The sequence below is a fragment of the Rhizobacter sp. P3_C12 genome (assembly GCF_056402735.1).
In genome coordinates this window covers 1-14,796 of record NZ_JBFUGW010000164.1, presented here as the reverse complement: position 1 = coordinate 14,796, position 14,796 = coordinate 1, and the positions used below count along the sequence as shown (strand labels likewise).

The window sequence follows — 14,796 nt, the reverse complement described above, 5'->3', positions numbered from 1 at the left end:
AAATGGGACGACCCCACCTCGCAGAAGGTCACGGCCGATGCGATCGCGGTGCACAAGAAGTTCGACGCGATCACCGCGCAGGGCGGCGACACCGGCGTCGTGCAGGCGATGCTCGACGCGAAGCACCCGATGGTGCCGTTCGCCGGCGAGACCGAGAACGGCTTCCGCAAGTTCTGCGCGAAATACGCCGGGCAGGGGCTGAAGTGCGCATCGGGCGGCACCGGGCCGGCGCAGGTGGCGGTGGCGATCAAGGTGGCGATCGCGGCGCTCGAGGGCAAGGTGCTGCCGCAGTCGATCAAGCTGCCGCTGTCGACGGTGGAGGAGCCGGGCTTCAAGGACGGCGCCAACTTCTACGCGACGCAGTCCGACAACTTCTTCGTCGGCAACGCGTTCCCGACCTGCGGGATCAACTTCACGGCCCAGGAGATCATGGGCCAATCGGAAGTAAACAAGTAGCCCGGATGGCAATCCGGGATCTGCGGCCGACGAACCCGGATTGCCATCCGGGCTACGGGCCATGAGCCTTCTCGAAACCCAAGGGATCAGCAAGCGCTATGGCGGCGTGCACGCCCTGCAATCGGCCGACCTGCGCGTCGAACCCGGCCGCATCCACGCGATCCTCGGCGAGAACGGTGCCGGCAAGTCGACGCTGATCAAGCTGATCGCCGGCGTCGTCGCGCCCGACGAGGGCCGCATGCTGCTCGACGGCCAGCCGGTCTCGTTCGCATCGCCCGCCGCGGCCAACGCCGCCGGCATCACCTGCGTGTTCCAGGAGCTGTCGCTGGTGCCCGACCTGTCGGTGGCCGACAACCTGTTCATCAGCCAGCCTCCCCGCCACCTCGGCCGTTTCGGACTGATCGACCGCCGCGCGCAACGCCGCCAGGCCGAAGCGGCGCTCGCGCGCGCCGGTGCCACCGACATCCACCCGCTCGCGCTGGTGAAGGACCTCTCGCTGTCGCGGCGGCAGATGGTCGAGATCGCGAAGGCGCTCGCGCGCCGGCCGCGGCTCTTGATCCTCGACGAGGCCACGTCGGCGCTGACCGCCGCCGATGTCGAGCGGGTCTACGCGGTGCTGAAGCAGCTGCGCGCCGACGGGCTCGCGCTGCTGTACATCTCGCACCGCATGCACGAGATCGCCGAGCTCGCCGACGAATGCACCGTGTTCTGCGATGGCCGCAGCGTCGCGCACTTCGCGGCCGGCACGAAGACCGACACCGAGATCGTCGAGCTGATGATCGGCCGCAGCTACAGCGGCGTGTTCCCGGACAAGCCGGTGCGCACGCCGGATGCCACCACCGTGCCCGCGCCGGCGCGCCTCGAGCTGCGCGGCCTGCACTGGACGCACCGCCTCGCCGACGTCTCGCTGCAGTTGCGCGCCGGCGAGATCGTCGGCCTCGGCGGCCTCGACGGCCAGGGCCAGCGCGAACTGCTGCTCGCGCTGTTCGGCGTGCTGCGCGGCTGCCGCGGCGAGCTGCTGATCGACGGCCGGCCGACCCCGCTCACCGGCCCGCATGCCGCGAAGCAGCCGCGCGTCGGCATGGCGCTGATTCCCGAAGACCGCAAGACCGAAGGCCTGATGCTGCCGATGTCGGTGCGCGAGAACCTGTCGTTCGCGGCACTCGGCGCGCTGTCGCACGGCGGCGTGATCGACCGCCAGGCCGAGCGCGCCGCGGTGGAGCGGATGATGGCGCTGCTCGCGGTGCGCTGCGACGGCCTCGACGTGGCGGCCGGCGCGCTCTCGGGCGGCAACCAGCAGAAGCTGGTGATCGGCAAGTGGCTGATGCGGGCGCCGCGCATCATCCTGCTGAACGATCCGACGCGCGGCATCGACGTCGGCACCAAGCAGGAGATCTACCAGTTGCTGCGCCGGCTGGCGGACGACGGCGCGGCCCTCCTCTTCTACTCGACCGACCACGACGAGCTGATCGGCTGCTGCGATCGCGTGCTGGTGATGGTCGAGGGCCGGATCCGCCGCGAGCTGGTCGGCGACGCGATCACCGAGCACGCGCTGGTCGGCGCGGCGCTGGACGTTTCAGTGAACGTGCCGGCGGCCGCCTGAGCATGATGACGAACGGCGATTGGCCCCATCGCCTGCGCGAGCACCAGGGCACGCTGCTCGCGTTCATCGGCTTCGTCGTGATGTTCGCGGTCTACGCAGCCAACCACCCGGCCGGCCTGACCGCGAATGTCGCCACCACCGCGGCCAACAAGGGCGTGCTGCTGGCGATCGTCGCGATGGCGCAGACGCTGGTCGTGCTGACCTCCGGCATCGACCTGTCGGTCGGCATGGTGCTGGTGCTCGCCAACTGCCTGGCCTCGCACCTCGTCGTCGGCACGCCGGGGCAGACGGCGCTCGGCGTCGCCGGCGTGCTGCTGGCGGGCTGCGCCTGCGGTGCGTTGAACGGATTGATCGTGATCGTCGGGCGGCTGCAGCCGATCGTCGCGACGATCGCGACCGGTTCGGCCTTCTTCGGCCTCGCGCTCGCGCTGCGTCGCGTGCCGGGCGGCGACGTGAACGCCGGGTTGGCCGATGCGCTGACCGGGCAGCTGCCGGGCGGCATCCCGGCGGCGCTCGCGCTGCTGCTCGCACTGGTGCTGGCGGTGTGGCTGCCGTACCGCCGCTCGGTGATCGGGCGCGCGGCCGCGGCGGTCGGCTCGTCGGAGCAGGCGGCCTACATGTCGGGCGTGCCGGTGCGGCGGGCCAAGTTCGTCGCCTACGTGCTGTCGGGGCTGCTCGCGTCGGTCGCCGGGCTGTTCGTCACCTGCATCACCTGGTCGGGCGAAGCCTCGTCGGCCAACGGCAGCACCTACACGCTGTACTCGATCGCCGCGGTGGTGCTGGGCGGGGTGTCGCTGTTCGGTGGATCGGGCAGCGCGGTCGGCGCGGTGTTCGGCGCGCTGATGTTCCGCACCATCGGCGACCTGATGTTCGTGTTCAACCTCGAGCCGCTGTGGCAGCCGCTGTTCCAGGGCGTGGTGCTGTTCGCCGCCATCTGCGTGGGGGCGCTGCGGCTCTTGAAGCTGCGCAACCGGCTCGATCTGTATGGATAGGAACCTGGCCCGGCACTTCCGGGGCCCGATCGCAGGCCCCATCACCTCGGCCTTCGGCTGCATCGTCGCACTGCTGCTGCTCGGCAGCCTCTACAGCAGCAGCTTCCTGTCGCCCGAGTACCTGCTGCAGCAGCTGAAGGTGGCCTCGTTCCTCGGCGTGATCGCGACCGGCGCGATGCTGGTGATCCTGCTCGGGCAGATCGACCTGTCGGTGCCCTGGGTGGTGGCGGTCGGCGCGATGATGGCCACCGCAGCGACCGGCTGGGGGCCGTGGGGCAGCGCGTTCGCGATCCCGTTCGGCATCGCCTGCGGCGTGGCGCTCGGGCTGCTGAACGGCTTCGGCGTCGCGTTCCTGCGCATCCCGTCGATGATCGTCACGCTGGCCGTGAATGCGGTGGCGCAGGGGCTGATGGTGGTGCACACCGGGGGCTACTCGCCGCAGGATGCGTCGTCGCCGGCGATGCGCTTCATCGCGACCGGCCACAGCCTCATCGGCATTCCGAACGCGCTGCTGGTGTGGGCGGCGGTCGGCGCGGCGGCGGTGTTCGTGCTGACGCGCACCACCTTCGGCCGTTGCGTCTACGCGATCGGCAACCGCGAGCGCGCCGCCTACCTGTCGGGCGCACGCACGCGGGCGGTCGTGATGGCCGCCTTCGCGGTGGCCGGCGGGCTGTCGGCCTTCGGCGGCGTGCTGCTGGCCGGCTATGCGAGCAAGGCGGCGCAGGCCATGGGCGATCCCTACCTGCTGCCGGCGATCGCCGCGGTGGTGCTCGGCGGCACCTCGATCCTCGGCGGGCGCGGCCACTACCTCGGTACGGTGGCCGGCGTGATCCTGATCACGCTGCTGCAATCCATTCTCTCCGTGATGCAGATCGAGGAATGGGGGCGCCACCTGATCTACGGCAGCGTGATCGTCGCGATGCTGCTGCTGTACGGGCGGGCCGCGCCGGCGCGCTGAGGCGGGCTGCCGGTCAAGCGCCTTCGCCGGGTGGGTCAGCGGGCGGGGAGTCCGACAGGCAATGCAGACCGGTGGCGTACAGGCAGGCCGCGACGCAGACCGCGGCCACGATCAGCGCCATCACGACGCCGCCTTGGGCGCGCGATTCTGCAGCGGGCATCGCACCGTCGTAGCGATCGCCATCGGCCCCGTCATCGGGCGACTTGTGAAGCAGCAGGGCGGCCAGCGTGATCAGGGTGACCGCCGCCACCGCGCTGCCCTTGATCACCGTCTCGGGAGAGGGCATGTTGTGGGCCAGGCACGCACGGGCATCGCCGACCTGCCGCACGATGGTCAGCCTGAACGGCGGCGGATGCCATTCTTCGTCGGTCGGAGTTGCAGTGAAGCTGCCAAGGACACGCTCGAGTTGTCCACACAACGGTCTCATCCACGGTCTCCTTGGGCGCCCCAGATGCCGACTGAGTCACCTCGCCGGCGATCCGGTTCCACGCAGGGTCAGAGCCGGGCCGTGAGGTACGCCAGCGCCATGCGCACCGTCTCGCGCGTGGCCGCCTTCACCGAGACGCCGCTCGGCCGCTCCAGCACCACCGCGTGGATCAGCGCATGCACCGCGTGCATCAGCATGTAGGTGGCCAGCCGGAGATCCTCGACGACGATGTCGGCACGGTGCGCTTCCAGCAGCCCGCGCAGGCGCCGCTCGATCTCGTCGACCGATTCGTCCTCGCCGGGAAACTGGTGCAGGCCGAGCACCTGCTTCTCGAGCACGCGGTGCAGGTCGGTGTCGAGCTGGTGCGCCTTCACCGCCGATTCGATCACCCCGGCCAGCGCCTCCGGCAGCGACGAGCCGCGGTGCTGCAGCAGCGCGGCATCGAGCAGCGCGCTCATCTGCCGGCCGTGCCGGTCATGCAGCGCGGCGATCAGCGAATCCTTGTTCGGGAAGTACTGATACAGCGAGCCGACGCTGACGCCGGCCACCTCGGCCACCGCGTTCGTCGTGGTCGCGGCATAGCCGCGCTGCACCAGAACGCGAGCCGCGGCATCGAGGATCGCGTCGACGGTGGCCCGCGAGCGCGCCTGGCGCGGCGCCTTGCGGGGCGTGAGAGGGGTGCTGGGCGAGGCGGTCTGCGGTGTGGACATCGGCTTCCGGAGTGCGGGTTCTGAAATGCGAGTTTCAAATACGAATAAAAACTCGCATAGTGTCGGCAAGGCGCTTCGTTGCGTCAACTCACCTCCCACCTTCACCATGTCAAGAACGCACACTTTCTTCATGCTGTTGCAGGCCACCTCCCACTGGCGATCGCTCGATGCCGCGCGGCGCGCGGCGTTCCGCGAACGCGTGCTGGTGCTGGTGTTCGAGAACTTCCCGTCGCTGCGCCTGCGGCAGTTCGAGACCTGCGAATCGCGCTGGGACACCCAGTGCGCCGAGGTCGCGGTCTGGGAGACCCCCGACCTCGACGAGTACCACGCCGCGGTCGAGGCGCTGCACGGATGCGAGTACTTCGGCCTGCCGTACTTCGAGGTCATCAACGTGATCCCGACGCACGGAGAGTGCTGGCGAGAGGACGATTTCGCGGTGTCCCAGTCGTGCGCGCTGTGAGCACCGGCGGCGGCGCCAGGTGATCGAGCGCCCGCCGCACCGTGTCGAGCGGGCTCGCGGCGGCCTGGCCGATCGGCGCGGCGAGGTCCCAGTGCACGATCTTCAGCCACATCGCCGCCCGCAGCGACTCGCCGGTGGCGAGCCAGCCTTCGTCGAGGCAGCCATTGAGCATGCGCTTGCCGGCCTCGAACAGGTCGGCCGGCTCGAAGCGGCCGCGCGCATGGTGCAGGCAGACCGCGTAGGCGAACTCGCGCGGGCGCGGCAGGCGGGTCAGCACCGCATGCGCCGGCGCCGAGGCGCGCAGCGCCAGCTGGCTCTCGATCAGCTCGATGCCGGCGGTGTATTCGCCGCACTGCACGCACCAGGCGAGGTAGTCGTCCAGCGCGAGCTGGTGGGGCGTCAGGCGCCGCGCGCCGCGCGCGAGGTTCGCGCGCCATGCCGCCTGGCAACGCCGCGCGCCGGACCAGTCATCGCAGGCCGCCTCGCCGCCGTGCAGCCAGCGGGCCATCGCCCGCGTCGCGTGCAGGTTCGGGCGCATCGTGCGCGGCTCGCCGCTCTCGCCCAGGGCGAGGACTTCATCGCCGGTTTCCCGGCGCTGCTCCAGGCCGGCCTCGCCGCTGTTGATCGCATGGTCGAGCCAGCCGATCACGCGCGGCAGCACCGGCGCGATGTCCTCGTGCAGGCCGACGAGCCAGCAGTACACCAGCTTGTGCAGCATGGTGGCGGCCAGGTAGCCCATCGGGCGGTAGAGCTGGAAATCGATGTCGAGAAGCTGCCGCAGCAGCGCACGGTCGGCGTGCAGGAAGGCTTCTTTCTCGATTCGGGGGTCGAATGGCATGGCATCTCCTCGGGGGCGCGCGGCGCACCGACGCACAGGATGAGCGCCAACTGCGAAGAGAAAATGCAGAAGTCCCTCGGCCGCGCGGTTTTCCGTGTCCGGTGCAAACCGGGCCCCTAAAATCCACGCTTTCCCCGCTGGCTTCCCGACCCGGGAGGCGTGCGGGTCCCGAACGGAGCCGAACCCATGGACACCCGCACCTCCCCGATCCGCCTGCGCCTGGAGCGCGTGCGCGACGCGCTGAAACAGCACCAGATGGCCGCGCTGCTGGTGCCGTCGAGCGATCCTCACCTGTCCGAGTACCTGCCGGGGCGCTGGCAGGGGCGCGAATGGCTGTCGGGCTTCACCGGCTCGATGGCCACGCTGGTCGTCACCACCGAGCGCGCGGCACTGTTCGCCGACAGCCGCTACTGGGTGCAGGCCGAGGCCGAACTGGCCGGCACCGGCATCGAGCTGGTGAAGATCCCGAGCGGCGCCGCCACCCACCACGTCGAATGGCTGGCCAGCCAGGTGCCCACCGGGCAGGTGGTCGCGGTCGACGGCGCGGTGCTGGGCCTGGCGGCCGCACAGCAGCTGCGCACCGCGCTGACGCGCGCCGGCGTGCCGCTGCGCACCGACCTCGACCTGCTGGAAGACGTGTGGCCCGATCGCCCGGCGCTGCCCGAGGCGCCGGTCTACGAGCATGCCGCGCCCCACGCGCCGCTGGCCCGCAGCGCCAAGCTGGCCGAGCTGCGCCGCGCGATGGCGGTGCACGGCGCCACGCAGCACTTCGTCTCCACCGTCGACGACATCGCGTGGATCTTCAACCTGCGCGGCTCCGACGTCAGCTACAACCCGGTGTTCCTGGCCCACGCGCTGATCGGCCTGCACGGCGCGACGCTGTTCGTCGGCGTCGGCAAGGTGCCGGCTGCGCTGCAGGCGGCGCTCGCCGCCGACGGCGTGCAACTGGCACCGTACACCGAGGCGGCAGCCGCGCTGGCCCGGCTGGGCGCCGAGGCCACGCTGCTGATCGACCCGCGCCGCATCACGCTCGGCCTGCGCGAGAACGTGCCGGCCGCCGTGAAGGTGGTCGAGGCGATCAACCCGAGCACGCTGCTGAAGAGCCGCAAGAGCGCCGCCGAGGCCGCCTTCGTGCGCGACGCGATGGCGCAGGACGGCGCCGCGATGTGCGAGTTCTATGCGTGGTTCGAGCAGGCGCTCGGCCAGGAACGGATCACCGAGCTGACGATCGACGAGAAGCTGAGCGCCGCGCGCGCGCGCCGGCCCGGCTTCGTCGGCCTGAGCTTCAACACCATCGCCGGCTTCAACGCCAACGGCGCGATGCCGCACTACCGGGCGACGCCCGAATCGCACGCGGTGATCGAGGGCGACGGCCTGCTGCTGATCGATTCCGGCGGCCAGTACCTGGGCGGCACCACCGACATCACCCGCGTCTGGCCGATCGGCACGGTCTCGGCCGCGCAGCGGCGCGACTACACGCTGGTGCTGAAGGGCACGCTGGCGCTGAGCCGGGCCCGCTTCCCGCGCGGCACGCTGTCGCCGATGCTCGATGCCATCGCCCGCGCGCCGCTGTGGGAGCACGGCCTCGACTACGGCCACGGCACCGGCCACGGCGTCGGCTACTTCCTGAACGTGCACGAAGGCCCGCAGAGCATCAGCAAGGCGATCCCCGAGCCGCAGATGGCGATGGAGCCCGGCATGGTCACCAGCATCGAGCCCGGCCTGTACCGCGGCGGCCAGTGGGGCGTTCGCATCGAGAACCTGGTGCTGAACGTCGCAGCGGACACGCCCGAGAACGGTGCATTCGGCGAGTTCCTCGGTTTCGAGACGCTGACGCTGTGCCCGATCGACACCCGCTGCATCGACCGCAGCCTGCTGCGCGCCGACGAGGCCGCGTGGCTGAACGACTACCACCGCGTGGTGCGCGAGCGGTTGTCGCCGCTGGTGAGCGGCGACGCGCTGGCCTGGCTGGTGGCGCGCACCGAGCCGGTCTGACACCCGGGGAGCGCTGCGGGCCGGCGCGCCCCGTCGTGCCGACCCGCAGCCTGTCCCCGTGTTTCGACGCTTCGTCTCAGCGCGCTGTCGCCGGCGCGGGCGGCTGCCTACAGTTCACTCCAACGCAACACACCTACCGCTGGAGACTGACATGTTCGACCGCCTCTTCGCCCCGCTGCTGACCTTCACCGTGCTGATCGCCGCGACGCTGTCGATCGCGATCGCGATGCTCGAGGAGGGCCGCGCCGGCACCACACAGCAGGCCAGCGCCGACATCGTCACGCTGCCGATGGTCACGATCACCGGCAAGCGCGTGCAGAGCGTCGCCGAGGCCACGCAGGCGATGCGCACGACGCTGCAGTGATCAACGCCAGGGCCGCCGCCTCACATGTGCCGGAACACGTGCACGTAGCTGCGGCTCACCGGCAGCAGCTCGCTGCGGCCCTTGATGTGCACGTCGGCCGTCTCGTTCGGCCCGCGCACCACCTGGGCCACCTGGTGCAGGTTGACGATCACCGAACGGTGCACCTGCACGAAGCACTCCGGATCGAGTTCATCGGCCAGTTCGCGGATCGTGCGGCGGATCAGCGCTTCGCCGCCCTCCCACACGACCAGCGTGTATTTCTCGTCGGAGCGCAGGTAGGCCACCTGCTCGACCGGGATCAGCCGCACGCTGTTGCCCACCGACGCCTTGATCCACTGCAGCCAGCCGGCCTGCCGCTGCGCCGGTGACTGACGGCGCAGTTCGGCTGACATCTTCTCGATCGCCGCCTCCAGCCGGTCGTCCGCCGCAGGCGAGGCGCCGCCGGTGCCCGATCCCAGCCGCTGGCGCAGCCGCTGCACCGTGTCGGCCAGGCGCTCCTCGTCGAACGGCTTCACGACATAGTCGACCGCCCCCTGCTCGAAGGCCGTCACCGCGTACTGTTCGTAGGCGGTGACGAACACCACCTGGGCCCGCCGCGCGATCGAGCGCGCCGCCTCGACGCCGTTCAACCCCGGCATGTGCACGTCGAGGAACACCACCTGCGGCGCATGCTCGTCGAACAGCTCCACCGCCTCGCGGCCGTTGCGCGCCTCGGCGACGATCGCGAGTTCCGGCCAGAGCCGCTGCAGCATCCCGCGCAGGCGCTCGCGCAGCAGCGGCTCGTCGTCGGCGATCAGTGCGGTGGGGTTCATCGTCCGGCTCCGGTGTCGGGTTTCGCGAGCTGCGGGCTCGGGTCGGGCAGCACCAGCGTGGCGCGCAGGCCGTGCGGAGTCTCGTCGCACAGCTCCAGCCTCGCCGCATCGCCATAGGTGGCCTTCAGCCGTTCGCGCAGGTTGGCGAGGCCGGTGCCGGGTGCGGCCTTCTCGTCCATGCCGGCCCCGGTGTCGCTGACCCAGACCTCGACGCAGGCCTGCCGTGCATCGGCACGGGCACCGACCTCGATGCGCCCGCCCGTCTCGCTCGGGTCGATGCCGTGGCGCACCGCGTTCTCGACCAGCGTCAGCAGCGCCATCGGCGGGAACGGCAGGTTCGCGAGCGCATCGGGCACCGCGACCTCGAAGGCCAGTCGGTCCGGCATGCGCATGCGCATCAGATCGAGATAAGCGCGCACCAGGCCGGTCTCGTGGCCGAGCGTGCTGCTGGTCTGCGCGAGGCTGGGCACCGTGGCACGCAGGTAGGCGATCAGGCTGTTCAGCACCGGGCCGGCCCGTTCGGAGCCCGACTCCACCAGTTGCTGCACGTTGGCCAGCGTGTTGAACAGGAAATGCGGCTCGACCTGCGCATGCAGCAGGCGCAGCCGCGCATCGAGCGCCTGCTTCTCGAGCGTGCTGCGCTCCAGCGCGAAGGCGAGTGCCTGCGAGCGGGCCTGAGCATCGCGCTCGCGGTACAGCGCGCCGAGCGCGAGCGTGAGGCCGACGGCGAGGCCGGTGGTGGCGATCGAGAAGAAGCCCCACAGCAGGCCTTCGTTGCGCTGGAAGCTGGTGACATCGCCCTGCACCATCACCAGGTAGGCGACCAGCGTCGCGACCGGCGCGGTGATGACGACCGCTGCCACCTGCACGACCCAGCGTGGCAGCCAGCGCGACGGCCAGTGCCCGGCGATGTCGAAGGCCACCAGCAGCATCAGGCCGACGAAGATGCTGCGGCCCCAGACGCTGAGGAAGGGCGTCACGAAGATCGGGTTCAGTGCGATCGCGGCGACGGTGGCCACGACCAGGTTGATCGCGATGCGGCGCGGCGTCAGCGAGGCCCAGAGGCGGGCGAGGTGGCGCGCGGGCGGGGCAGGAGTGGCGGAAGGGGTTGGCGGAACGGGCTTCATGGGATGCCACGATACGGCGCGGGGGCCGAACCCGGCAAGCCATGCAGCCCGATGTGCGACGGACGGCGGATCCCGCGGTGTGAGTGACGGGCTCTGTTTCGCCCTTCCGGGCGAGTCACTTTCATTTGAGCCCAAATGAAAGTAACCAAAGCAAAGGGCTTCAATACAACACCATACGGTTCGTTCTGCCCGCTGCGGACAACACTGCCACTTCGGCTGGAGCTCCACCTTCATTGGGATTGTTGGCCGAGCGAGCGAGTCGAGTGGAGCGGGAGAACAACGATCCCAATGAACGTGGATGTGCAGCCGAAGTGGCAGTGTTGTCCGCAGCCAGACTGAACGAACCGTATGGTTTTCAAAGCCCTTTGCTTTGGTTACTTTCATTTGGGCTCAAATGAAAGTGACTCGCCCGCCGGGGCGAGACCCGGCAGCCCCCCCGCAGTCGATCACCCCTTCAGGATGAAGGAAACCACCTGCCCCCGCGTCCCCGGGTCATCGTCGAACCCCCCATGCGTCGTGCTGGTGCTCACCGGCCCCGGCGACACCCACGCCGTGGTGTTCGGCAAGCCCTTCGCAGAAGCGTCGAAGAAGCGCTGCATCCCCAGGATCGGCGTCGTGCTCCCCCCCTCGAACGACTCGCTGACGAGGTACAGCAGCGAGCGCCGGTACGGCCCGCAGGTGTGGTCCTGCTGCTCGGCGCGCTCGCTCAGGTGGAACTGCTGGTAGCGCTTGACGACGCCCGTCACCAGGTGCGGCCGCAGGCAGCGGTCGAAGGTGTCGACGCGCACCGCCGGCGCGAGAAAGCTCACCGATTCGAAGCGCATGCCCTCTTGTGCGAGCCGATCGATCATCAGGGTCGCGACGATGCTGCCGGCCGAATGCCCGACGAAATGCATGCGGATGCGCTTGTCGGCCACGCCATGCTTGAAATGCCCGTACAGCAGCACCGCGCCGGCCTGCTCGTCGTCCGGCACACCGGGCTTGTACGCGCTCATCGCGTCGGCGTTCTGCTTCATCTCGCCCCAGATGCGCGTGCCAGGGCGCGACAGCACGCGCTCCAGCCGCTCGTTCCACCAGGCCGTCATCGACGAGCCGGCGGCCGTGCTGCGCGGCACGTCGCGGATCGCATCGTCGATGCAGTTCAGCGCGCTGGTGAAGAAGTCGGTCTCCCACATCAGGAAGATCGGAAAGATCTTCTGCTCGTACAGCATCGGGATCCACTGCGCCGCGATGTCGGCCGCAGCCGATTCGCCGACCAGCCCGCCATGCGCGAAGATGCAGACGTCGACCACGCCGTCCTGCAGCCCCCATTGCTTGCGCGCCTGCGCGAGCTGCACGTCGACGATCGCGCGCACGTCGTCGGGCCGGGTGCGGAACACGCCGCTGTTGCTCAGCGCACCGTTGTTGCCCATGTTGACGATGAACGGCGACAGCTCGCGGTTGCGCAGCACCTCGCTCGCCGCGAGCGCGACACGGCCGGCCGCGTCGGTGCGCAGGCTGATCGATTTCGAGATCGCGGTGTGGTCCTGCGTCACCACGCCAAGCTGCGCGACCCAGCAGTCCATCGCGTTGGCGATCCAGTCGTCATAACTCAGGATCGCGTAGCCGTACGAGCCCCAGTCGGTGCCCCAGGAGTTCTGGATCAGGAAGCCGCGCTCGTTGTAGCCGACGATCGCGAACGCGTGGCCCGAATGCCGCGCATGCCCGCCCTTGACCGGGATCTCCCAGATCCCCTTCTTCGGCTCGGTGAACGAGATCGGCCGCTTCTTCAGTGCCGTCAGTTCGATGCCGTCGTCCCAGCCCGAATGGCAGCCGGCGCTCGCATACAGGATGCCCACCTCGTTCAGCGCGGCATGCATGTCGGTGATCGCCTTGTGGTCGATGCGGTAGTAGGCGCCGAGCGGGCGCTTGACGGCATCGAACCACCAGTCGTCGGCCAGGCTCTTGCTCACCGCCGGCATCTCGAGCCCGGGGAACAGCGGCTCGCGGCAGGCCCCGTGCTTGAACCAGCCCTTCATCGCACCGCGCAGGCTGGAGCCCTTGTCTTCGGACGAGCCCGGGTACTCGTCATAGCGGCGCGCCATCGAGTACAGCATGTACGGCGAGATGGCAGGCTTGCGCTCGCGGCCCGAGGCCAGCAGCAGGTGCTCGACGACCAGCGACAGCGCGAAGCCGGTGCAGGCCATCGTGTCGCCCTGGTACTTGACCGGCAGCCCGTGCTTCGGGAACAGCGTCGGCGGCGGCGCGCTGCCGATGGCCGGGCGGTAGGGCCTGTCGCGCACATCGATCTCGTCGGGGCGCGCGACGCGCATGAACGGGGTGTTCTTCGGCAGCGGGTCGGCGGTGGGGCGGCGCGGTTTCGCCACCTTCGTTGCGCCTGCGACCTTCACCGTTCGTGCTGCCATGAAGCCTCCCCATCGGTTCGATGTGCTTGTCGGATGCGCATTGGACCGCGTCGGGGCACGAGCCGCAAGCCTTCAAAGTGAGGAGGCCGGCGTCACTTGATCTGGTAGCAGCCAGGCGTTTCGATGAACATCTCCGGTCCGAGCTTGCAGCGCAACGCGTTGTATGAATATCGGATGCGATTCCCTGTCGTCTGACTCGCTGCCTCGATGGCAGCCTTGCGCACCGGCCGCCCTCGCCTGTCCAGCAAGCTGTCGAAAATCAGGTACTCGCGGTCCGTCAGGTAGGCAGGAACTTCCGACATTCCCCGCGGCGCAACCAGCACCGCACGCTGCTCCGGCCATACCGTGAAAGGGCCCACCGTGCGCACATCGCCATCCAGCACCTCGGCCGGCAAGCTCAGTCGGTAGCCGCCATCCATGTACTCGATGGCATTCTTCGGCAGCAACTGACGCGCGGAGTTCACGCATTGAATCAAGCTGCGCTCGTGTTGTTCTCCGAAGGCTTCAACCATCACCAGGCGCCCCCGCGCACGTCCCAGCCATTGCAGCACCAGCGTCACGTGGGCGGCTGCACGAACGCTGCCGCCGTCTTCCCTGAAGATCTCGCCCGTCTGCGGGTCGAGCTGGATGCCGAGTCCCAGCGGCAGCCGTTGAAGCGCCATCATTCGATGGCCGAATGTCGCGATGCTGCCGGCCGGCAGCCGCTTCCGCAGCCCCGACACATGAAGGCCCGGCCCGGGCCCGACTTGGCCCGCCATGTTCTCTCGACGCCTGATCTCCCAGGCGCTGTCGCCGGCCAGCAGCCTGCCGACAGCATGGTCGAATGGTTCGCGGGCCATGGTTTCACAAGCCATGCGCCGGCATGTCCGCACATGCCGCACGAGCTCGGTCCGCCCGTCGACGGCGGGAGAAGGCGCCTCCCCACGCGGTCGCTTCGCCGCTCCTCCCGGTCCGTGCAGGGCCATGGCCATTCCTCGTGTCGATTGCCACGCTGAGTGGCATCCGAGGGGTACGGAGTTCCGCGGCGCGGCTACTTGCCGCCGGCGGCGACCTCGTCGACCACCAGCAAGGTGGCGCCATAGCTGCCATCGCACGGCGACTCGCCGGCGCCACACACCGCCTTGCCGGCGAAGGGACTCTCGCCCGGTTGCCGCGCCGCCCACAACTGCCCGGCGAGCCCGAGGTCGATCTCGGGGATCTGGTCGCCGGCCTTCTTGACGCCGATGCCGGTCATGTCGCGCGGCTTGCGCGACACCATCGCGACGATGTGGTCGGTGCCCGGCGGCCCGCCGGCGGTGATGTGCCAGCCGGCACGCGGCAGCACCACCTCGCGGTTCAGCTCGATGCGGTTGTTCTTGTCGAGCTCGTTCGGGAACAGCAGGTAGAAGTGGGCCTTGTCGGTGCCGGCCAGGAACACGTACAGGTAGCCGGCCTCCGACGACTTGACGCGGAACTGCAGCCGGTCGCTGCCGATGCGCAGCTGCGACTTGTCGGCCAGTGCGTTGACGCCCAGCACCGGGTCAGCGTGGCGCACGATGTCCTGCAGCGCCGTGACCAGGCCGAAGGGCACGGCCGGCGGCGGCGCGGGGGCGACGGCCGGCGCCGGTGACGGCGCCGTGGCGGTCGTCACGCCTGCGGCCGATGCAGAC

Annotated in this window: 15 protein-coding genes; 7 read left to right on the top strand and 8 right to left on the bottom strand. The window is 69.7% G+C overall.

Annotation, left to right across the window (positions count from 1 at the left end; translation table 11 throughout):
- The 4 genes from AC1DXV_RS22255 to AC1DXV_RS22240 form a co-directional block, all read left to right on the top strand.
- A partial coding sequence (locus tag AC1DXV_RS22255; protein ID WP_477935580.1) for a type 1 periplasmic-binding domain-containing protein occupies window positions 1-456 on the top strand: 456 nt, incomplete at its 5' end.
- Window positions 457-517: 61 nt separating this feature from the next.
- On the top strand, window positions 518-2,059 hold the full coding sequence (locus AC1DXV_RS22250; RefSeq protein WP_477935578.1) for a sugar ABC transporter ATP-binding protein: 1,542 nt from the start codon (window positions 518-520) through the stop codon (window positions 2,057-2,059).
- Between the two features lie 5 nt (window positions 2,060-2,064).
- Window positions 2,065-3,051: an ABC transporter permease gene (locus AC1DXV_RS22245; RefSeq protein WP_477935576.1), complete on the top strand. Its 987-nt coding sequence runs from the start codon at window positions 2,065-2,067 to the stop codon at window positions 3,049-3,051.
- Window positions 3,044-4,009 carry an ABC transporter permease gene (locus tag AC1DXV_RS22240; RefSeq protein WP_477873288.1) on the top strand — a complete coding sequence of 322 codons (966 nt, stop codon included), beginning with the start codon at window positions 3,044-3,046 and terminating at the stop codon, window positions 4,007-4,009. Before AC1DXV_RS22245 ends, AC1DXV_RS22240 begins: the two co-directional genes overlap by 8 nt.
- A gap of 13 nt (window positions 4,010-4,022) precedes the next feature.
- Here AC1DXV_RS22240 and AC1DXV_RS22235 read toward each other — a convergent pair whose 3' ends face one another.
- Entirely contained in the window at window positions 4,023-4,436 is a 414-nt protein-coding gene (locus AC1DXV_RS22235; RefSeq protein WP_477935575.1) for a hypothetical protein, read from the bottom strand.
- Window positions 4,437-4,504: 68 nt separating this feature from the next.
- Complete coding sequence (locus AC1DXV_RS22230; protein ID WP_477935573.1) at window positions 4,505-5,146, bottom strand: TetR/AcrR family transcriptional regulator; 642 nt, start codon at window positions 5,144-5,146, stop codon at window positions 4,505-4,507.
- A 106-nt stretch (window positions 5,147-5,252) separates the two neighbouring features.
- Here AC1DXV_RS22230 and AC1DXV_RS22225 point away from each other — a divergent pair, with 106 nt between their 5' ends.
- Window positions 5,253-5,606 (top strand): darcynin family protein, encoded by a 354-nt coding sequence (locus AC1DXV_RS22225; protein WP_477874155.1) that lies wholly within the window; start codon window positions 5,253-5,255, stop codon window positions 5,604-5,606.
- On the opposite strand, the gene AC1DXV_RS22220 is transcribed toward AC1DXV_RS22225, so the two are convergent.
- Complete coding sequence (locus tag AC1DXV_RS22220) at window positions 5,533-6,444, bottom strand: hypothetical protein (protein ID WP_477935571.1); 912 nt, start codon at window positions 6,442-6,444, stop codon at window positions 5,533-5,535. The genes AC1DXV_RS22225 and AC1DXV_RS22220 overlap by 74 nt on opposite strands.
- Window positions 6,445-6,630: 186 nt before the next feature.
- On the opposite strand from AC1DXV_RS22220, the gene AC1DXV_RS22215 reads away from it, so the two are divergent.
- Window positions 6,631-8,439: an aminopeptidase P family protein gene (locus tag AC1DXV_RS22215; RefSeq protein ID WP_477935569.1), complete on the top strand. Its 1,809-nt coding sequence runs from the start codon at window positions 6,631-6,633 to the stop codon at window positions 8,437-8,439.
- Between the two features lie 151 nt (window positions 8,440-8,590).
- Entirely contained in the window at window positions 8,591-8,803 is a 213-nt protein-coding gene (locus AC1DXV_RS22210; RefSeq protein ID WP_477872880.1) for a hypothetical protein, read from the top strand.
- A 20-nt stretch (window positions 8,804-8,823) separates the two neighbouring features.
- Here the strand turns inward: AC1DXV_RS22210 and AC1DXV_RS22205 are convergent, their stop codons facing one another.
- From AC1DXV_RS22205 to AC1DXV_RS22185, 5 genes are all read right to left on the bottom strand, one after another.
- Entirely contained in the window at window positions 8,824-9,615 is a 792-nt protein-coding gene (locus AC1DXV_RS22205; protein WP_477935567.1) for a LytR/AlgR family response regulator transcription factor, read from the bottom strand.
- Window positions 9,612-10,742: a sensor histidine kinase gene (locus tag AC1DXV_RS22200; protein ID WP_477872885.1), complete on the bottom strand. Its 1,131-nt coding sequence runs from the start codon at window positions 10,740-10,742 to the stop codon at window positions 9,612-9,614. Before AC1DXV_RS22200 ends, AC1DXV_RS22205 begins: the two co-directional genes overlap by 4 nt.
- A 446-nt stretch (window positions 10,743-11,188) precedes the next feature.
- Window positions 11,189-13,147, bottom strand: coding sequence for a C1 family peptidase (locus AC1DXV_RS22195; protein ID WP_477865610.1), 1,959 nt, complete (start codon window positions 13,145-13,147; stop codon window positions 11,189-11,191).
- 92 nt (window positions 13,148-13,239) lie between these two features.
- On the bottom strand, window positions 13,240-13,986 hold the full coding sequence (locus AC1DXV_RS22190; RefSeq protein WP_477865611.1) for a hypothetical protein: 747 nt from the start codon (window positions 13,984-13,986) through the stop codon (window positions 13,240-13,242).
- A gap of 191 nt (window positions 13,987-14,177) precedes the next feature.
- Window positions 14,178-14,796: DUF4384 domain-containing protein (locus AC1DXV_RS22185; RefSeq protein ID WP_477935565.1), on the bottom strand; the 619-nt coding region annotated here is incomplete at its 5' end.